General features: G+C 31.7%; 20 protein-coding genes, 1 riboswitch and 1 other annotated feature (1 of these 22 cut by a window edge). Of the genes, 12 read left to right on the plus strand and 8 right to left on the minus strand.

The window, feature by feature from the left end; all coding sequences use genetic code 11:
• Positions 1 to 243, minus strand: a binding site (T-box leader) (it extends 70 nt beyond the left edge of the window).
• 182 nt (positions 244 to 425) lie between these two features.
• The 9 genes from LQ608_RS08250 (at position 426) to LQ608_RS08290 (ending at position 7,518) form a co-directional block, all read left to right on the plus strand.
• Positions 426 to 1,262 carry a ParB/RepB/Spo0J family partition protein gene (locus LQ608_RS08250; protein WP_239751204.1) on the plus strand — a complete coding sequence of 279 codons (837 nt, stop codon included), beginning with the start codon at positions 426 to 428 and terminating at the stop codon, positions 1,260 to 1,262.
• An 11-nt stretch (positions 1,263 to 1,273) separates the two neighbouring features.
• Positions 1,274 to 2,158 (plus strand): mechanosensitive ion channel family protein, encoded by an 885-nt coding sequence (locus LQ608_RS08255; protein WP_239751205.1) that lies wholly within the window; start codon positions 1,274 to 1,276, stop codon positions 2,156 to 2,158.
• Positions 2,159 to 2,181: 23 nt separating this feature from the next.
• Positions 2,182 to 2,379, plus strand: coding sequence for a DUF951 domain-containing protein (locus LQ608_RS08260; RefSeq protein ID WP_078357167.1), 198 nt, complete (start codon positions 2,182 to 2,184; stop codon positions 2,377 to 2,379).
• Positions 2,380 to 2,382: 3 nt separating this feature from the next.
• Positions 2,383 to 3,483, plus strand: a complete 1,101-nt coding sequence (ychF, locus tag LQ608_RS08265; RefSeq protein ID WP_239751207.1) for a redox-regulated ATPase YchF — start codon at positions 2,383 to 2,385, stop codon at positions 3,481 to 3,483.
• A 726-nt stretch (positions 3,484 to 4,209) separates the two neighbouring features.
• A complete protein-coding gene (rpsF, locus tag LQ608_RS08270) occupies positions 4,210 to 4,503 on the plus strand; it encodes a 30S ribosomal protein S6 (protein ID WP_078357165.1) in 294 nt (97 codons plus the stop codon).
• A gap of 29 nt (positions 4,504 to 4,532) precedes the next feature.
• Entirely contained in the window at positions 4,533 to 5,063 is a 531-nt protein-coding gene (gene ssb, locus LQ608_RS08275; protein ID WP_078357164.1) for a single-stranded DNA-binding protein, read from the plus strand.
• Between the two features lie 57 nt (positions 5,064 to 5,120).
• Complete coding sequence (gene rpsR / locus LQ608_RS08280; RefSeq protein ID WP_078357163.1) at positions 5,121 to 5,363, plus strand: 30S ribosomal protein S18; 243 nt, start codon at positions 5,121 to 5,123, stop codon at positions 5,361 to 5,363.
• Positions 5,364 to 5,520: 157 nt separating this feature from the next.
• A complete protein-coding gene (locus tag LQ608_RS08285; RefSeq protein ID WP_239751209.1) occupies positions 5,521 to 5,811 on the plus strand; it encodes a hypothetical protein in 291 nt (96 codons plus the stop codon).
• Between the two features lie 876 nt (positions 5,812 to 6,687).
• A complete protein-coding gene (locus LQ608_RS08290; RefSeq protein WP_239751211.1) occupies positions 6,688 to 7,518 on the plus strand; it encodes a DUF2785 domain-containing protein in 831 nt (276 codons plus the stop codon).
• A 181-nt stretch (positions 7,519 to 7,699) separates the two neighbouring features.
• On the opposite strand, the gene LQ608_RS08295 is transcribed toward LQ608_RS08290, so the two are convergent.
• From LQ608_RS08295 to LQ608_RS08320, 6 genes are all read right to left on the minus strand, one after another.
• Positions 7,700 to 8,494 carry a hypothetical protein gene (locus tag LQ608_RS08295; protein ID WP_239751213.1) on the minus strand — a complete coding sequence of 265 codons (795 nt, stop codon included), beginning with the start codon at positions 8,492 to 8,494 and terminating at the stop codon, positions 7,700 to 7,702.
• Positions 8,495 to 8,518: 24 nt separating this feature from the next.
• Positions 8,519 to 9,421 (minus strand): type I pantothenate kinase, encoded by a 903-nt coding sequence (gene coaA / locus LQ608_RS08300; RefSeq protein WP_239751216.1) that lies wholly within the window; start codon positions 9,419 to 9,421, stop codon positions 8,519 to 8,521.
• Positions 9,422 to 9,570: 149 nt separating this feature from the next.
• Positions 9,571 to 10,392, minus strand: coding sequence for a prolyl oligopeptidase family serine peptidase (locus LQ608_RS08305; RefSeq protein ID WP_239751217.1), 822 nt, complete (start codon positions 10,390 to 10,392; stop codon positions 9,571 to 9,573).
• A 159-nt stretch (positions 10,393 to 10,551) separates the two neighbouring features.
• Positions 10,552 to 11,502, minus strand: coding sequence for a hypothetical protein (locus LQ608_RS08310; RefSeq protein WP_239751221.1), 951 nt, complete (start codon positions 11,500 to 11,502; stop codon positions 10,552 to 10,554).
• Between the two features lie 276 nt (positions 11,503 to 11,778).
• Complete coding sequence (locus LQ608_RS08315; RefSeq protein WP_107509086.1) at positions 11,779 to 13,119, minus strand: sodium-dependent transporter; 1,341 nt, start codon at positions 13,117 to 13,119, stop codon at positions 11,779 to 11,781.
• A 197-nt stretch (positions 13,120 to 13,316) separates the two neighbouring features.
• On the minus strand, positions 13,317 to 13,976 hold the full coding sequence (locus LQ608_RS08320) for a nitroreductase family protein (protein WP_078357144.1): 660 nt from the start codon (positions 13,974 to 13,976) through the stop codon (positions 13,317 to 13,319).
• 101 nt (positions 13,977 to 14,077) lie between these two features.
• Here LQ608_RS08320 and LQ608_RS08325 point away from each other — a divergent pair, with 101 nt between their 5' ends.
• On the plus strand, positions 14,078 to 15,115 hold the full coding sequence (locus LQ608_RS08325) for an NAD(P)H-dependent flavin oxidoreductase (RefSeq protein ID WP_239751223.1): 1,038 nt from the start codon (positions 14,078 to 14,080) through the stop codon (positions 15,113 to 15,115).
• Between the two features lie 438 nt (positions 15,116 to 15,553).
• On the opposite strand, the gene LQ608_RS08330 is transcribed toward LQ608_RS08325, so the two are convergent.
• Together LQ608_RS08330 and LQ608_RS08335 are read right to left on the minus strand one after the other, a co-directional pair.
• Positions 15,554 to 16,210: a GNAT family N-acetyltransferase gene (locus LQ608_RS08330; protein WP_239751225.1), complete on the minus strand. Its 657-nt coding sequence runs from the start codon at positions 16,208 to 16,210 to the stop codon at positions 15,554 to 15,556.
• Between the two features lie 134 nt (positions 16,211 to 16,344).
• Positions 16,345 to 18,117: a DUF2382 domain-containing protein gene (locus LQ608_RS08335; protein ID WP_239751227.1), complete on the minus strand. Its 1,773-nt coding sequence runs from the start codon at positions 18,115 to 18,117 to the stop codon at positions 16,345 to 16,347.
• Between the two features lie 253 nt (positions 18,118 to 18,370).
• A riboswitch (purine riboswitch) is annotated at positions 18,371 to 18,473 on the plus strand.
• Positions 18,474 to 18,581: 108 nt separating this feature from the next.
• Between LQ608_RS08335 and xpt the strand changes: the two genes are divergently transcribed.
• Positions 18,582 to 19,157: a xanthine phosphoribosyltransferase gene (gene xpt / locus LQ608_RS08340; protein WP_239751229.1), complete on the plus strand. Its 576-nt coding sequence runs from the start codon at positions 18,582 to 18,584 to the stop codon at positions 19,155 to 19,157.
• A 1-nt stretch (position 19,158) separates the two neighbouring features.
• On the plus strand, positions 19,159 to 20,427 hold the full coding sequence (locus LQ608_RS08345; protein ID WP_239751231.1) for a nucleobase:cation symporter-2 family protein: 1,269 nt from the start codon (positions 19,159 to 19,161) through the stop codon (positions 20,425 to 20,427).
• Positions 20,428 to 20,444 lie beyond the last annotated feature (17 nt).

A 20,444-nucleotide genomic window follows, 5' to 3' on the forward strand; every position in this document is an offset into this window, starting at 1 on the left:
GTACGTGGTCTCTTGTAAAAGAGTATATAATGGCAGTAAAAATATGAACAAATTCCAGTACGCCATCAACACTAAAGAGACTTTAATACTGTATCGCTATAACGGGCGATCCCGTTGACACCTCAATATCGATGTCACCACTCCAAGGCCATTTTCAATCTTTCTTTCAATATTCCCTTTCAGCAAATGGGAACTCTCTGATAATTGCAGTTTAAGATTTACTTTCCTTTTTATCGTGCTTTTAATTAATATTTCGTTGTTGATATATTACACAATACTATGGGCATATTTTTTTGTCAACAACTTTTCTGAATATTTTAATTTATCGGTCAATTATTCTTTTGTGCATATCATCTTCAAAATTGTTATAATCTAATTTGGATGTTTTACGTGAAACAAATTAGAATATATAACGTGGTGATGAAATGAAAGAAAGAAATCACGAACTTGTTGAAAAGATTTCTTATAACTTTAGTCATGATAAAATTGTTGAGATTCCTTTAGACAAATTAAGAAGAAATCCATATCAACCTAGAGATTATTTTGATGAAGAAGCTTTAAAAGATTTAACGCAGTCTATTTCACAACATGGTGTATTACAACCAATAGTAGTAAGAGAAACAATTAAAGGATATGACATTGTGGTTGGTGAAAGAAGATTCAGAGCAAGTCAATTAGCTGAGAAAGACACAGTCCCAGCAATTATTAAAGTGCTAACTGATGAAGAAATGTTAGAACTCGCTATAATTGAGAATCTTCAACGTGAGAATCTTAAACCATTAGAAGAAGCAAAGAGTTATGCCACAATGATGGCAGAACTAAATTTAAAGCAACAAGACGTAGCAGATAGATTAGGTAAATCAAGATCTTATATTGCTAATGTCTTAAGATTACTGAATCTACCTTCTAGTGTGAAAAGTTTAATCAACGAAGAAAAATTATCAAGTGCACATGGCAGAACTTTGCTTGGAATAGAGAAAAAGCATCAAATCAATCAAGTTGCTAAAAAAGTGATTAAAGAAAATATGAGCGTTAGAGCATTAGAAGAATATATAAAGTTTTTGAATGCTAACGGTCAAGAGAAACCAAAACAATCAAAACAAAATAAACCAAGCTTTTTAGTTAAACATGAATATCAGTTGAAAGAGAAATATGGAACGAACATTGATATTTCAAAGACAAAAAAAGCAGGTAAAATTTCACTTGAATTTAATTCTGAAGCAGAATACAAAAGAATTATGGAATTATTGTTAGAAGAATAAGAGGTGTGAAAATGAATAAAATTATGAGCGTCATTCATAAACTAATCGATCCTTTTATGGATCCAGATAATTGGCAAAAATGGATAGAACAAATTTTCATCGGGATATTTTATATTATATTAGCGTTTATTATAATTAAGATACTTCATAAATTAGTCGAGAAATTCTTTACTACGAAATACGGAACTAAGAGGGTAGGGAAGTCTAACAAGCGTGCTAAAACAATGGTAAACCTACTACAAAACATTATTTCATATGTTGTGTGGTTCATTGTTGCTACGACAATATTAAGCAATGTAGGAATAAGAGTTGAAAGCATTATTGCAGGTGCTGGAGTTGCAGGTTTAGCAATTGGTTTTGGTGCTCAAACTTTAGTTAAAGATGTCATAACTGGGTTCTTTATTATTTTTGAGAATCAATTTGATGTTGGAGACTATGTAAAAATTAATACTACGGGTACAACTGTTGCTGAAGGTACTGTACAATCAATAGGGATGAGATCTACGAGAATTTTATCATTTGCAGGAGATTTAACGATTCTTCCAAATGGTACAATGAATGAGATTGTAAACTTTTCAATTCATAATGGTATGGCTATTGTGGAAGTACCTGTATCCATAAAAGAAGACTTAGATGAATTAGAAAGCAAATTATATGAATTTTTACCTACACTAAAAGAAAAATATCAAATTTTCATTAAAGACCCTGAAATTTTAGGTGTAGAAAATGTTACAGCAGGAGAAGCAACGATAAAAATCGCAGGCGAAACAGAACCTAACGAACATGCGACAGGTGCAAGAATATTAAGAAGAGAAATCAAATCGTTCTTTGATAAAGAAGGTATTCAAGCACCAATACCAACTATGGTTTCTTATAATCCTAATAACATTCAATAATCATCTAATCGGGAGGCTGTAATATGATTAAATCGTATAATTTAAATGATATCGTTGAAATGAAGAAGCAGCATGCATGTGGTTATAATAAATTTAAAATCATAAGACTTGGTGCAGATGTTAGAATTAAATGTGAAGAATGTTCTCGTAGCATTATGCTACCTAGACAAGAATTTAATAAAAAAATCAAAAAAATAATCGAAAAAGGACAAGGTGAATAACATATGGCATTAACAGCTGGCATAGTAGGATTACCTAACGTAGGTAAATCAACACTATTTAACGCAATTACTAAAGCAGGAGCATTAGCAGCGAACTATCCATTCGCAACAATCGATCCAAACGTAGGAATCGTAGAAGTACCAGATCATCGTTTACAAGAATTAACAAAATTAGTTAAACCTAAGAAGACAGTTCCAACAGCTTTCGAATTTACAGATATAGCAGGTATCGTAAAAGGCGCATCTAAAGGTGAAGGATTAGGGAATAAATTCTTATCACATATCCGTGAAGTAGATGCAATTTGCCAAGTTGTACGTGCATTCGAAGACGAAAATGTAACACACGTATCTGGTAAAGTAGATCCAATAGATGATATTGAAGTAATTAATATGGAATTAGTGTTAGCAGATTTAGAATCAGTAGAAAAACGCTATGATAGAGTAGCAAAAATGGCTAGACAGAAAGATAAAGATGCAGTAGCAGAAGAAAAAGTATTAGCAAAAATAAAAGAAACATTAGAAAACAATGAACCAGTAAGAAGCTTAGAATTCTCATCAGATGAAAAATCAATCGTGAAACATTTAAGCTTATTAACATCAAAACCAATGTTATACGTAGCAAACGTAGCAGAAGATGAAGTAGCAAGTCCAGAAGACAATGAATATGTACAAAAAATAGAAGAATACGCAAAAAACGAAGGATCAGAAGTAATCGTTATTTCAGCTAAAATCGAAGAAGAATTAGCAACATTAGACGATGAAGACCGTGAAATGTTCTTAGAAGATTTAGGCGTAGAAGAAGCAGGATTAGACAAATTAATCCGCGCATCATATAACCTGTTAGGACTAGCAACATACTTTACAGCAGGAGAACAAGAAGTAAGAGCATGGACATTTATAGAAGGCATGACAGCACCACAATGTGCCGGAATCATCCATACAGACTTCGAAAGAGGCTTCATTAGAGCAGAAACAGTAAGCTATGATGATTTATTGAATAATAATGGTATGAACGGTGCAAAAGAAGCGGGTAAAGTAAGATTAGAAGGAAAAGACTATCTAATGAAAGACGGAGACGTTGTACACTTTAGATTTAATGTGTAAGAGTAATAGATAGAAATTTAAAGAGGCTGAGACATTTGTGTCTCGGCCTCTTTTGCCGTTGTATTTGCTAGTTGGATATGAAGGTAGGAACTAGATAGGTAGGAAAATCGCACGATAAGTTTGTAGTCTTCGTGCGATTTGATTGAATTTTGCTTGAATCGCACGATATCTCTGAAGTCTTCGTGCGATTTGGTTGGATTTTGCTTGAATCGCACGATATCTCTGAAGTCTTCGTGCGTTTTGGTTGGATTTCGTTTGAATCGCACGATATCTCTGAAGTCTTCGTGCGTTTTGGTTGGATTTCGTTTGAATCGCACGATATCTCTGAAGTCTTCGTGCGTTTTGGTTGGATTTCGTTTGAATCGCACGATATCTCTGAAGTCTTCGTGCGTTTTGACTGAATTTCGCTTGAATCGCACGATATCTCTGAAGTCTTCGTGCGTTTTGGTTGGATTTTGCTTGAATCGCACGATATCCCTGAAGTCTTCGTGCGATTTAATTGGATTTCTGCTTTTACTGACCCTCTAAAAGCATGTACTCAGAAGGCGTGTTAAAACCATTTATATTTTAAATGATAAAGTCACTACTTAATAGTTACAGTATTGACTAAAAAACATTGTAAAAAGTAATACTCTATGCTATAATTCTTGATTGTGAGTAATGAAAATTATTCCTTGCTTAATACTAAGTTATTAGGCCGCATAGACCACAAGGAGGTGTAAATTGATGAGAACATATGAAGTAATGTACGTAGTACGTCCAAATATCGAAGACGAAGCTAGAAAAGCTGTCGTTGAACGTTTTAAAGGAATCTTAGCTTCAAACGGTTCAGAAATCGTCGAAGAAAAGGATTGGGGTAAACGTCGTTTAGCTTATGAAATCCAAGACTTCACTGAAGGTTTCTACAATATCGTTAGAGTTAAGTCTGAAAATGACGAATCAATCAGCGAATTCGATCGTTTAGCGAAAATCACTGATGATATCATTCGTCACATCGTTGTACGTGAAGAAGAAAAATAATTTAACTTTTAAGATATGGGGGAGATTAAATGATTAATCGTGTTGTATTAGTCGGTCGATTAACTAAAGATCCGGAATACAGAGTAACACCCTCAGGCGTTCAAGTTGCTACTTTTACCTTAGCTATCAATCGTACTTTTACGAATCAGCAAGGTGAAAGAGAAGCTGACTTTATCAACTGTGTTGTATTTAGACGTCCCGCAGAGAATGTAAACAATTACTTATCTAAAGGTAGTCTTGCAGGTGTTGAAGGTCGTCTACAATCTCGTAGCTACGAGAACCAAGAAGGTCGTCGTGTTTATGTAACTGAAGTTGTTTGTGACAGTGTTCAATTCCTTGAACCTAAAGGCGCAAATCAACGTCAATCTGGTAATGATAACCAATCATATAACCAAAATAATAACGAGTTCCAAAATTATGGACAAGACTTTGGTGGTAACCAACAACAAGGACAAAAAGCACCTTCAAATCAACAGTCAAACAATAATCAACAATCAAGTAACCCATTTGCGAATGCTAATGGACCAATTGATATCAGTGATGATGATTTGCCGTTCTAATAGTTGATTGAAACGAATATAAATAAAAAAATTTAAAAAGAAGGGAGGAACACAATCATGGCAGGTGGACCAAGAAGAGGTGGTCGTCGTCGTAAAAAAGTTTGTTATTTCACAGCAAACGGTATTACACATATCGACTACAAAGATACTGATTTACTTAAAAAGTTTATCTCAGAAAGAGGTAAAATTTTACCACGTCGTGTAACTGGTACTTCAGCGAAATACCAACGTTTGCTTACTATAGCTATTAAACGTTCACGTCACATGGCTTTATTACCATACGTTAAAGAAGAACAATAATATATAACGTATAGCAAAACCCTCTAGCAATCAGGCTAGAGGGTTTTTTTGTGTCTGAAATTAGGGAGAATACACATAGTAAATGTTACTATATAGGTACAAAATGCTTTTGAAAGGGTATATATAAATAAATTCAACAAAATGGAGTTGTTGCTTAATGACTAAAAGAACAAAAGCAGAAGTCGACGCAGGACTTGAAAAGTATAGAGCAGAAACAAGAGCGACAGTACTTAAAGGCATACGAGAAGGTAAGGGGAAACCTTTAACAATGAATGAACGTATACGCATAGACAACGAAATTGCGTATCAGAAAAACAAATCATTATCGGAACGTTGGAATGTAGACGCCGAAATGTATGAGAAACGGAATAAAGATGATAAAGCAAAAGAAAAACGTGTAGAAGCGACCAAAGAACGTTTAAGAAAAGACTTTAAAAAAGAGGAATAAACGGGCAATAACATATAACAAAACCCTCTAGCACTCAGGCCAGAGGGTTATTTTTATATAATATTTACATTTAAACTAAATATCCTAATAATATTAAAATGATCAAAGAGATAAAGAGAATACTCAAAGTAACAATCCATATCAATCGATAATTTATGTTCATTTCATATAATTTTAGAATTTTAAATATAGTCAATATTGATATGAGAACTAAAGCAAAGCAACTAAGGCCGAATAATATATATAAACTAATTATTATAATTTCCATTTAAAATTTTAACTCCTAAATCTTGATAATAATCTCCACTTTTCATTTCAGTATTAACAGGATTAGAAAAAATACTAGAAACAAAAATAAATAATGCTATAAAACTTAAAAATACTTTAAACTTATCTATAAATACTACTAAAGATTATATTTTGAATACAAGTTTATTATAGTATAGCTAAATTCAGAAATGTTTAATATTCCTTAACTGTTTACTATTTGTTCTTAAGTGTATTCATTATTTAACGCAAATTATATTATCTCAACAATACAATCCATACTCAATTTAATCATATAATATTGTTTGATAACTTTGAACAGATTTTAAGGGAGATATAAAATCACATTACTAATGATGTCCCAAGCTGACTTAACGAATCATTTTAGCAGGTCAAAGGTAAATATTAAATCTTACAATTTTTAGACTAACCCTTTATAACTATTGATATTAAAAGGTTTTGAATATATGTGAGTGTGTCTAAAATTAGCCTATAGCAAAGAATAATAATATATAATGTATAACAAAACAAACATTTATAAATGAAATTGTAATTTAATTCCTATTTGATTTATACTAATATATAATTACTTTGTCAGGTGGGATGGGAATGAATATAAAAGAAGTATTAAATTTATTTGAAAATAATTTAATTCATGAGAATATTCCAGATTCGATGTTAACTGAATTAATGAGCAATATAGGTAATGTAGACTCTGATATTCGTGAAAAGACTACAGAAACTATTTGTTTATTGATTTTAAATAATAAATTAACTGATATTCAGGTTGAGAAAATATTGTATATAAGTTTAAAAAATTTAAATATAGATTTAGGGAATAACGATTCTGATAGTGTATTTTTAAGAAGCTTTAGCTCTTTAATACTTGCCTCTATAGTAGAAAATGATATAAAAAATAAACATTTTGAAAAAGGTATTTACAATAAAATTTTTAATGCAGCGATTTTTTATTATGAAAAAGAGCAAGATATTAGAGGTTATATACTTAATAAAGGGTGGGCACATAGCATTGCACATGGATCAGACTTAATTTCTATTTGTATAGAATCTGACTTTTATTTAAATACACATAACACTACTATTATGAATTTAATTAGTAATAATCTCTTCAAATTAACGAAGGATTCTCTACCATATATTGATAATGAAGATGAGAGACAAGTATTCATAATTGAATCTTTATTAGAAAAAGGGTTATCTGATATAGACCTAATTAACTGGATAAATGACATACAAGTTAAATTAAATCAAATAGATTCTGAAGGGGTAAAATATTATAGAATTATAAAGAATATAACTGACATATATGAAACTTTGTATTTTAGATTAAAGTTTAAAAATCAATGTAAAAAAACACAATTAACAATTGAATCGAAACTTGAAGAACTTTTTCTTAAAACTTATTTTAAAGATATATAGTAGAAGTAGGTTAATAAAAAGCTAAAAATATATGTAAAACCCTCTAGCAATCAGGCTAGAGGGTTATTTGTGTCTGAATTTATAAAAAAAGAGGTAACTGTAAGTAAGAGTTAACCTCAAATGCATTCTGTAGATATGAACCACTATTTAAATGCAGTTTCAGACTATGTAAAGATAAAAATCAAGGTTGTTGGCGATAGACATGCTTGTTATACATCCCCCAATTTTTTTCTAAGTCAGCAATGGTGATTAATTTATATGGATTAAAAATCGTTTGCCCATTTTTATTGATGAAAAGTTCATCTTCAACCTGATAGGATGCATGGATTATAGATTTATTATTAGAGTAGACAATGATGTCACCTTTTTTGCTTGGTTCCGATGATTTAGTATAGCCTAATATATTAAGTGTATTTAAAAAAGAATCTTCTTTTATCCATTGGTCCAATATATCGAGGTCTTCAGTAATAGCATAAAGAACTGTTGAAAGACAATTGGAACCTTGATGAAGAGGAAATGTATTAACAATTGAATTGAGATAATCTGGTAATGTTACCTTTAGATGTAATGGCACTACATTATCTTGATATTCTTCAATTCGGTCATTAAAAAATTGAACTTTAAAGGGCTTACTAAGTTGATACCAATTATTTAAAGTAATGAGATTGGTTTTGAAAAAAAGCGGATTATTTACTCTACATTGTTCTTTTATTATATATTCTTGTATTTCACATTCTAATTGTTCAAACCATCCTTTTGTTGATTGGATAACATAGTTATATTCATTTAAGTTCCAAAATTCATATAGATTATTTGTCTTAATATCAAATGAACTAGATTCTTTGAAAGAATCTTTAGAAGTAATGGATGCGTGTTCATTCTTAAAAGGAATATTGTTTACAAAAAATAAGTCAAAATCAGTAAAATAATTTTGACTCCAAATTTCTAATGTTTGGTTTGAAGGATAAATTTTCATTATAATACCTCTAGATTTTCTCATCTAAAATTTATTAAACTTCAACTGCTCAATTACGTGATCGTGGTTTTTATAGAGTACTAGGTCTGATCTGTTTTTGGTTGGTAAAATATTTTTTATCAGATTGACTTCGTTTATATTGTCCCAAAGGTCTTTTGCTATCGTGATGGCTTCGTCTTGCGGGATGTCTCGATATTTATAGAAATGTGAGTCTGGCTTCTGGAAGGCTTCTTCTTGCAAGAGTAAGAAGCGATTGATATACCATTTTTTCATATTTTCTATTGTTGTGTCTAAATATATTTTGTAGTCGATATAATCACTTACAAGTTCTTCTTCATGTGGGCTTACTTGGAATATGTTCACGCCTTCTATGATAAGGATGTCAGGACAATCTATGTTGTGATATTGATCTTTAAGTCGATCATAAGTGATATGAGAATATGTGTAAGTTGGTATATTTCTTTCATTGTTTTTTATTTGTTTTAAGTGACTGATTAATGTTTTAGTATCATAACTTTCAGGGAAGCCTTTTTTAGAAAGTAAATCTTTATCAATCAATTCTTGTTTAGGCATAATATAACCATCTGTAGTGATAAGATCGACTTTCCAGTCTGTATTGTACTCTTGAAGTAGGTTTAAGAGCAGTCTTGATACTGTACTTTTTCCTACAGAAACACCACCTGAAATACCAATGATAAATGGTGTAGTATCATTTCTGTTCTGTAATTTGTTGTTTATATCCGATGAATAATCTTTATGGAATTTAACTTTGTTAGTTAAAAAGTTAATGAGTGGCAAATAAACTTCGTTAATTTCAGAGTTTGTTAAGTAATCATTTAGACTGATGATTTCTTCTAAATTTAAATGACTCGTATCCATATCTAATTTAAAATTTGTATTTCGCCATTCTTCTTTTGTGAATTTCATAATGAGTTCCTTTGCTATAAGAGTTTATCAGTTTTTTACAGTACTCGTATAGGGTAACATAAAAGTTAATGAAAGTGCTTTATTAATTTTTAAAAATCTTTTCAAAAGCATAAAAAAAGCCCTCAGGATATATTCCTAAGAGCTTTTACTTAAAAACCTGACATTGCTATTCTGTCTTCTAATACTTGATTAACAAAATCTACTGTGGACTCTCGAGATATAGGGTTGTGACCCATTTTTTTATTGTTATAGAGGATAAATTTAATATTGGTACTATTGATATTATATTTATCTAGGAAACTACAGAATGGCGTGTAGTGTCTATTCATATCTGTCTGACATAATCTGTTTTGTATATAGTAAATCTTTGGTACGTACTTTTGAATTCTGAAAAGACTTGTAATAGATATTCTAACTGCAAATTGTTTTTTTATGTAGTCTCTTGAATAATCAGGGAATATGTTTTTATATAGTTTCTCGACATTTGTTTTGTCATATCGATCAACATAACATTGTGGGTTATTTACAACTGCAGTAGATTCTTTGTGTAAAGTAGCAAGATACATCGACATAAATCCACCTGCAGATGAACCGCAATATACGACTTTGTTATTCTCTATATTGAGTTGGTCTGTAATTGTTTTGGCAATCTCAGAATAGTCCCTTAGATAATGACGTTCTTTAGTACCTACACCCCAACCTAATCTTAATTGCGTATTATGAATCGTTCGATCGTCTATATACAAGCAATTTGCATTAAAGTCTTCATGCCATTTACTTCTCATAAAAACAGGTGGATTACTTTTAGCAGGGTCATATGCGCCATTTGAAAATACAACTAATTTATCGTTGTTTTCTTTAAGGTTTAATTTGATGTAAAAATCTAAATCTTCTTTTATAATTTTTACAACTTGATTGTTATGTTTCCATAACGCTTTAGTATTAATATCTTCGTAATTTAATGTTTCCATAATGTGAAACACTCCCAATTGTTAATGTTAATTAAACGAGTTAATATAAATTTCAATATAACAAAGTAAAGTTGCATTTAACAATTATATAGTGGAAATTTACAAAAACTTAACAAAAAGGGAGTTTGAACAATAATGTCCAAACTCCCTTTTATTGTATTAAATATTGAATAATCTTTGGAAGAATCCTTTTTTCTTTGGTTCTTCTTCAGTTTGTTCATTATTTTCTAAATTAGTTACAACTTGAGAAGATGTAGTTTCTTCTTTTTCTTCTTTAGTAGCATCATTTGCAGCTTCTTTATTTACTGTATCTTGAGCAACTGTTGATTCTGCTTTATCTTCTTTAGGAACATCGTTATTAGTAATGTCTTTTTTAGCAATATCATTTGGAGTTTGATTTTTATCAGCAGTAACTTCTTTATTTTCTACTTTAACTTCTTCTTTTTCTACTTCTTTCTTGTCTGAAGTAGTTGTAGGCTCAGTTTTAACAGCTGATGCTTTATCTTCTGATTTAGCCACAGTTGGTTTCTCTTGTTCTTTAAGTTCAGTATTAGGTGTATCTTCGTTTAATTTAGTATCTTCTTTGCTATCAGCAGTTTCTTTAGTAGCTTTATCTGCTGTTACTTCTTCAGCACTGTTAGCCTTTTCTGTTGTACTTGCTCCAACTTTCGTTTCTGTAGCTTGTGAAGTTTGTTCAGGAGCTTGTAAAGCTAACGTTTGTTCCAATTTTTGTTGTTGGATATGTACTTGTTGTAACATTTCTCCTAACATTTGTCTTTCTCTACGCATATGTTGAACTTCTAATCTTAATTCTTCGATTAAATGTTGTAGCTCAGGTGTTTGATTGGCTGGCTCGTCTTTAACTAGAACTTGTAAGAAGTCTTTTTCTTGTTCAAGTGTTTCGAAAGCCTGATCATAACTGTTTGTTTCTTTGACCTTTTCAGCTATTTCTTGGAATAGTTCAATATCTTCTTCTTGGAAGTCAGTTGCTTCTCTTCCACGGTATTCTGTCTTAGAAAGTTGATATCCTCTATCTTCTAAGTGTTGTACGATTTTTCTGACTTGCTTTTCACTAAGACCGACCTTAGCTGAGAATTCTTTAGTTAACATGGTATAAATCATCCTTTGTTTGACAGTAGTTTTATAGGTAGGGTTGTCTGTGGGCAGACAACCGTCACACTTCCCTTATTACATTACATGTAATTAAGATAAAGTTCAAGTATTTGTTGTATTAATTATAGAAAGTATTATATACAAATAAGAAATATGTCATTATTTATGAAATCTGAAAATTTTATAAATAAAGAGAGCTAATCTGAAAATGATGGATTAGCTCTCTTTATTTGAGAATGGGTATTTTTGTTCCAACCTCACTATTTTAATAATTTATAATAATTGCCCAATAAATACTGCGATGATAATGATTGGAAGAACAAATTTAACTAAGAAATACCAAACGTTGACGAATATTCTGCCTTTTTTAGTATCACTCATATTAAGTTCTTTCAAAATTGTCTCTTTATTAAAGATATGTCCGACAAAGATTGTAACACCTAATGCACCGATAGGCATTAATACGTTTGCGACTAGGTAATCCATATTATCAAAGAATGTTCCAACACCAAATGTGAAGTTTTGTAACACACCGTTTGATAATGCAGAAGGGATACCGAATACAAATACTAAGCTACCAATAATATATGACCATTTTTTTCTATTATCGTTATTATTTTTAGTAATGTTAGATATATTCAATTCTAATAATGAAATTGAAGATGTAATTGCTGCAAACAAGAATAATATTAAAAATAGCAGATAGAATAATTGTCCTATAAACATTTGATCAAATACTTGAGGAAGAACAATAAACAATAATCCTGGTCCTTGATTTGGTTCTAAACCGAAAGCAAATATTGCAGGGAATATTGCTAAACCTGCTGCTATAGATACTGCAATGTTCATCCATACAATGGCGCTAGCACTTTTTACGATATTGGTCTTGCGATTTAAATAAGAAGCGTAAGTCATCATTCCACATGTACCAAGTGATAAAGCGAAGAATGATTGTCCTAATGCGTAAAGTATACCTTCAGAGCTTAAATCTGAAATTTTTGGTTGTAGGAAATATTGAATACCTTCAACTGCACCGTCTAATGTTACTGATCTAATAATAATGATGACAAAAGATATAAATAACAGTGGCATCATTATTTTTGATGCTTTTTCAATCCCTTTTTCGACACCTTTACTTACAATAACGACAGTAAAGAGTATAAAAGCGAATTGACTAGCTAACGAGTATAATGGGTTAGAGATGTAATCAGTAAAAATATTACCGTAATCATGGGATTGTGTTAATCCAAAGCTATCTAATAATGTACGTATAATATATAGAATAATCCAACCACCAATAACACTATAGAATGAAAACAATACGAATACTGTTAAATTCCCGAGCCATCCTATTAAATTAAATGATGATTTCCCAGATACTTTTTTGAAGATATTGGTTGAATATGTTCTACCATAGCGTCCCAAAACAAATTCACTTAAAAGTAAAGGTAAGCCAACGAGCAGTGTAAATATAATAAATATTAATAAAAATGCGCCACCACCATAAGTACCAGCCATATATGGAAACTTCCAAACTGCACCTAGTCCAATTGCAGAACCGGCACTGGCTAAAATAAACCCAATATTTGATGACCATTGCGATAAATTTTTCATTTTAATTCCTTCCCTTACTATATGAATACTTTAAAGCGGTAAAGCTTTTAAGTAAAAAAATAAAACTCATAGACATGAATTCTACACGATTATGGTGCCGAATGCAATATGAAAAATGAGGCTGAAACAATTAATTATCTCAGCCCCAAAACATTAAATTGACAGTAGGTGTCTTAATTAAAATTTGACGAATTAATTTATTGACCGATAGTACCGTTACTTTCGTCATTCCAAGCAAGTACGCTTTCTACAGGTAATCTACTTGAGTCATGAGGTGCTTTAACCCCTTTACCAATAGCGATTAAGTGTGCTGGAACATATCTTGAAGTATCAATGTTTAAAGCTTCTAGTACAGCTGTTTTATCGAAACCACCAATTGGATTTGTATCATAGCCATGGTCTGTAGCGATCAACATTAATTGCATTGAAGCTAAGTTAGCATCCATTAATCCTTGAGCATTAAAGTAACTTTCATCAGCACTACTAATTAAATTAGAAATAGTTTCAATGAAGTAATCTTTAGAGTTTTCATCCATATAACCAAGTTCAACATTTTTCTCATAAATGTCACTTACATATTCAGCGTGTTTCAAATCTGCAAGAACAAGAATAATTGCACTTGAAGAGTGTAATTGTCTTTGGTTGAATTGTACAAGGTGGTCTAATTTTTGTTTCGTTTCTTCAGAATCAATTACAACGAAGCGCCAAGGTTGAAGATTAATTGAAGATGGTGCTTTAGTTGCAAGTTCTATCATTTCTGTCATTTCTTCTCTAGGGATTTTAAAGTTTGGATCGAATTCTTTAACTGATTTTCTTTTATTTATAATTTCAGTTAATGAAAGTTTTGAGTGTGTCATTTTAGTTCTCCTTTTAGTATGATGTCATTATAATGCACTAATTATTAGGAAAAACAAAATAATTAGCTTACGGTTCAAAATTTATTTTGGAGGTTTTGAAAATGGAAACGAATACAGTATTGTCGCGTTTACAAATAACTAAACCAATATTTTTAGCAGGAATGGCTGGTGGAGTGACGACACCTAATTTAGTTGCTGCTGTTAGCAATGAAGGAGGGCTTGGACAAATTGGTGCAGGCTATATGACACCGGAAACACTTGCCAAAGATATTGATCAAATTAGGGAAATGACACAAAATCCACTTGGTGTAAATTTATTCGTGCCAGAATTTCCTGAAATAAATCAAGAAAAAATAGATAATATGAATAATCTGTTGAAACCTATTGCGGAAAAATTAAACTACGAACGAGTTAATGAAGTTTCAATAGAGGATAATTTTGATGAAATGATAGACATAATTATTGAGAAAGGTGTAGAAATTGTTAGTTTTACTTTTGGGAAACCTTCACAACATATTGTTCAAAAATTACATCAGCATCAAATAATAGTGATAGGTACAGGAACGAATTTAGAAGAAGTAAAAGCTCTAGAAGATATAGGTGTAGACGCAATAGTATTACAAGGAAGTGAAGCGGGTGGTCATAGAGGTTCGTTTAAACAAGAACTCCCTCATGTCCGATTAACGTTGGAAGAATTATTTAATCAAACATACAACAAAGTGAATTTGCCGCTAGTAGTAGCAGGAGGAATTACAACACCTGAGCAGGCTAAATATTATATTGAAAAAGGAGCGGCAGCCGTACAACTTGGAACTGCATTCTTAACTACTAAAGAAAGTGGTGCGCCAAATGTTCATAAAGAAAGTATTTTAAAAGCAAAGTCTGAAGAAATAACTTTGACGAATACCTTTAGTGGTCGTTATGCAAATGGTATAAACAATACTTATATAAAGTATATGGAACAATTTAAAGAAAGCATCTGCTCATATCCAATTCAAAATAAATTAACACAACCAATGAGAGGGCAGTCTAAAAAATTAGAAAATCCAGACTATATGAATCTTTGGTGTGGCACGCATCCAGAAGGCGCAAAAGATGAAACAGTAGCTGAGCTAATGAAGAGATATAATATAGAATAAGGTTATGGCCAGTGGGAGAATTTAAAGTAAAACGCACGATATCTCTGAAGTCTTCGTGCGATTAAGGTGGATTTGGAGTAAAACGCACGATATCTCTGGAGTCTTCGTGCGATTAAGGTGGATTTGGAGTAAAACGCACGATATCTCTGAAGTCTTCGTGCGATTAAGGTAGATTTAAAGTAAAACGCACGATATCTCTGGAGTCTTCGTGCGATTAAGGTAGATTTAGAGTAAAACGCACGATATCTCTGGAGTCTTCGTGCGATTAAGGTAGATTTGGAGTAAAACGCACGATATCTCTGAAGTCTTCGTGCGATTAAGATAGATTTGGAGTAAAACGCACGATATCTCTGAAGTCTTCGTGCGATTGGGCAGTATTTAGAATAGAACGTGATAAGAGGCTTAAATCATTAATGATTTAAGCCTCTTGTTTAATTATTATAATTCCATTGAATCCAATAGTTCATATACAAATTCTCTATCATTTTCATTTCCATGAATATATTTATTAATATAACATGAACGAATACTTGGTGAGATTACATCTTTTTGAAGTGGTAAGTATTGTTTAATGTATAAGTCTATAGGTGTTGGTGGTAAAGATTTTTGTGGATTTGGTTGTATATAGGGTATATCTTGTTGAATTTCATAACCATGTCTATTAAAGAAATTATTTCTTAAAATGGCAAGATCTTTTTTACTTTGATCATCGTATGAATCTGCTCCAAATGATTCTAACATAATCATGTTAGCGTCTCTTCCATGAACACTCTGAGCATGTTTATGTAGTGCTTCTTCAGTTTTTTCTAGAGTTTGTGCACCGACACGTTGATTACGGTATTCAGGGTGTGTCATTAAATAAATGATAAAAGCTGAGTTGGTAGTAGGTTCATAGTGTCCTGTAGATAAACTAACAACTGTATCATCAATTAAACCAACTAAAAATATATAATGCTTTTTAATATAGTCAGATGTTAATGAGTGAATAAAGACGTGACGATCTTCTCTTACTTCAGCTTTGAAAATATCTTCGTACATTTCTAAAGACTTTTTAAATAATGGATCATCGATAGATGTTACAACTTCAAAATTCATAGTTATGAACCCCTCAAATCAATATTTTCTAATATTATAACATAAGATATTAATAGAGGTAGAATTCAACTGTGATGATAATAAAAAATAAGAGGCTGAGACAATTAATTGTCTCAGCCTCTTAAGTATTAAGTTTATCGTCTATTATTATCGTCTGTTGGATTGTTTATATCTGCTTCTTCACGTCTTACTTTTTCAGATACATGCTCTGTATCTTGAACTTTATTTTTCTTAATAACTATTTCTTCAGATACAACATTCTCTTTATCAACATTTACGCGTTCTTCGTGTAATGGAACACGTACTGAGTCGTCTCCTTGTGCGTTGAAGTCTTCGTCAACTTTCTCATTAACTGGTCGACGTTCAATTGTAACTTCTTCGCGTTCAACTGGTACATCAAATTCTTCTTGTTCTTCAACTACGCGTTTATCAACTGATGCCTCACCAGTTTCAACGTTTTCTTTATCTACATTTAAACGTTCTTCATGTAATTGAACAGATTCTTCATCTTTGTCATTTCGAGTACCATCATTAAATGATTGATTAGATGCATTAATGTTAGTATCTCTTTCATTTTGACTAGTTGAGAAATTAGATTCACGTGTTGTATCTACGTTTGATGCAGGTGGCTCAACACTTTCATTTGGCTTATCATAATTTAATGTTGAACGTTCTGCTTCCACATCATCATCGTGAACTCTTGAGAATGATGAATCATTATTTCTTGAAAGATCTTGTTGGTCTTTAACATTATCCGTTTCGCGATAAGTGGTATTTGTTTTTTCTCTATTATTTAATGCTTCTAAATCTCTTTCGTTATCACTAGAGTATACTTTACGATTATCTTCATCGTTTACTTGTGTTTCTTGTTCATCAGACTGTTTGTTTGCATAACCAGCAGCACCAAGTCCTGATGCACCTGCTAAGTTTGCTGAAGTGGAAGTGTCATCATTATTATCAGCAAAATTAGAATTGTCTACATCATCATGTGCAACTTCTTCCTTATCAATACTATTGCCATAGCGATTAGTGTCAGTTGATCTATCTGTTTCTGCTTCATTATCAAATGAAGGTGAATCCGTTTTTCCTGTTGTATTATGAGTTAAATCATTATTAGAAACGTCGTCATTTCGGTTAAATTCATTTTCTCTTTCAGCATTGCCAAATTCGTTTTGATTTTGAGAAGTGTCATTATCGTTCTTAGATGAACTAGCTGCAGCAGCACCAGCAGCACCAGCTCCTAATCCTGCACCGGCAACTGTTCCTTTAGAAACGCCATTTGTATCATTGTCTTCATTTGAATTACGAGAAACATCATTATTAGAAACGTCGTCACTACGGTTAAACTCATTTTCTTTATCAGCGTTGCCAAATTCGTTTTGATCATGAGAAGTATCATTATCATTCTTAGATGAACTAGCTGCAGCAGCACCAGCAGCACCTGCTCCTACGCCTGCACCAGCAGCTGTTCCTTTAGAAACGCCACTTTCTTCATTACCTTCATTTGAAAATGGTTTTGTATTGTCATAATGTTCATTTCCTGATTGAGAACCTTTAGGGTGTTCTGAATCATAGTTTTTACTATCATCTAAATTATCATTATCAATATATAACAAGATCTTGCCGTTATTTAAATCTGCTTTGTACTCATCTAATCGCTCTTCTGGAACATGTACACTTGATAAAACTCTTTCTTCAGAACTTTCACCAGAGAATAATGCCGTAATCTTATCACTAAATGATCCTCTTGAGCTTTTAACTTTAACATCTGTGTAATCTAAAGAGTTATCTTCTAATTTATCTTCAGAGATAACTTGTAAATCACTTTCTCCTGCGCCTTCTTGCTTTAATTCATCAATACGTTGCAATAAATCACTTTCGTTATTAAACTTTTCTATTTTACCCATACTAAAACCTCCATAAATTTGTAATGTGTAAAAATCTGATAAATAGTGATTATTCTCTTGCGCTTAAAACTTAATAAATATTGTTTATATAAATACAATATAATTCTCAAATACCCTTGTAGAAAGGAATCAAACAAAAATAAACCAACTTTCTAATTATTTAAACAATTCAGTTTATTTAAATACTGTTTAAATCGCGTGATTATAAGGTTTTGCCTATTGTAAAAATACTGATACTTTGTTATTATCAATGAATAATTTATTACTAAAAACTCATATAATCTGAAGGATATGGCTTTAGAAGTTTCTACCGTGTTGCCTTAAATGACACGACTATGAGTAAATGAATAACATTGGAATCAGACTATCTAAAATGGTGTGGTTTTATATTATTTTTTACTCATCTTACCTATTTTTTAGGATTAAGGTGTGTTTTTTTTAATCTAAATGAGGAGGCGAGTAGTGTGAGGACACTACAAGATAGAGTTAAAGAAGACGGTGTGGTAATCGACGAGAAGATTCTTAAAGTTGATTCATTTTTAAATCACCAAATTGATGCAAAGTTAATGTACGAAGTTGGTCAAGTCATTACTGAACACTTTAAAGATAAGAAAATTACGAAAGTACTTACTATTGAGGCTTCTGGTATCGCACCAGCAATTATGGCTTCTTTACATTTAGATGTTCCGTGTTTATTTGCTAAAAAAGCAAAACCATCTACAATGACGTCTGAGTTTTATCACACAGATATCCACTCATTTACAAAAAATACAACAAGTACAGTGGTTATTTCGAAACAATTTTTAAATGAAGATGATCACGTATTAATTATCGATGACTTTTTAGCGAACGGTGAAGCATCATTAGGTTTACATCGTTTAGTAAAAGCTGCTAATGCTACAACATCAGGAATAGGAATTGTTATTGAAAAAAGTTTCCAACCAGGTAGAGAAAAATTAGAATCTGAAGGATTAGAAGTGTTATCACTTTGCCAAGTTGCTTCTTTATTAGGAAATGAAGTCAAGTTGGTAGGCGAATAAAATGAAAAATTTTATATTAAGTATTCAACATTTACTCGCTATGTATGCCGGTGCCATAATGGTACCTATTATTGTAGGTTCTGCTCTTAAGTTCACACCAGAAGAAGTTGCATATTTAGTTTCTATTGATATCTTTATGTGTGGTGTGGCAACATTTTTACAAGTTTATAAAGGAATAGGTATTGGACTACCGGTAGTCTTGGGATGCACATTTACTGCTGTTGCACCAATGATTCTAGTTGGTAATACACATGGTATTGGTGTCTTGTATGGTTCAATATTCTTATCGGGTATTATTGTTGTCTTAATTTCTCCATTTTTCTCATATTTAGTAAAATTATTTCCACCAGTTGTTACAGGTAGTGTAGTGACAATAATCGGTATCACTTTAATGCCAGTAGCTATGAACTATTTAGCTGGAGGAGAAGGTGAGAAAAATTATGGAGATGCTAAAAATATATTCCTAGGTGTTTTCACACTAGTCATTATTTTAATTATACAACGATTATCAAAAGGGTTTATAAAATCTATTGCCATACTATTAGGTTTACTGATTGGTACGATAGTTGCTTCATTTTATGGATTATTAGATACATCAAGTTTAAAAACATCAAATTGGTTAGAGTTACCAAGACCATTTAGATTTAGTGGCTTTGAATTCGAATTTGGCACTACGATTGTTTTTGTAATTGTAGCAATTGTGAGTCTTATTGAATCAACAGGTGTGTATCACGCACTGAGTGAAATTACGAAGCAACCAATCACTAGAAAAGGTTTATCAAAAGGTTATAGAGCTGAAGGAATTGCTATTATGATTGGAGCAATATTTAATGCATTTCCATATACAGCTTACTCTCAAAATGTCGGACTCGTATCATTATCGGGAGCTAAAAAGAATCAGATCATGTATATGATGGTTGCACTTTTAATTGTATGTGGATCGATACCAAAGCTTGGTGCTTTAGCAAGTATGATTCCTTTCCCTGTATTAGGTGGCGCAATGATTGCGATGTTTGGAATGGTTATGGCTTACGGCGTTAAAATGCTTGGAGGCATAGACTTTAACAAACAAAACAATTTACTCGTAATTGCTGTATCTGTAGGAATAGGTGCCGGAATTACTGCTGTACCACAAGCGCTTGAAACATTTGGAGAACAATATGCATGGTTAACTCAAAACGGTATAGTACTTGGTACTTTCTCAGCTATTATATTGAATTTGTGTTTTAATGGATTAAACAATCAACAAAACATTGAAAATGTGAAATAATAAATATGAAAATAAAT

This window comes from Mammaliicoccus sp. H-M34 (assembly GCF_022386495.1).
Taxonomy (GTDB): Bacteria; Bacillota; Bacilli; order Staphylococcales; family Staphylococcaceae; genus Mammaliicoccus; species Mammaliicoccus fleurettii.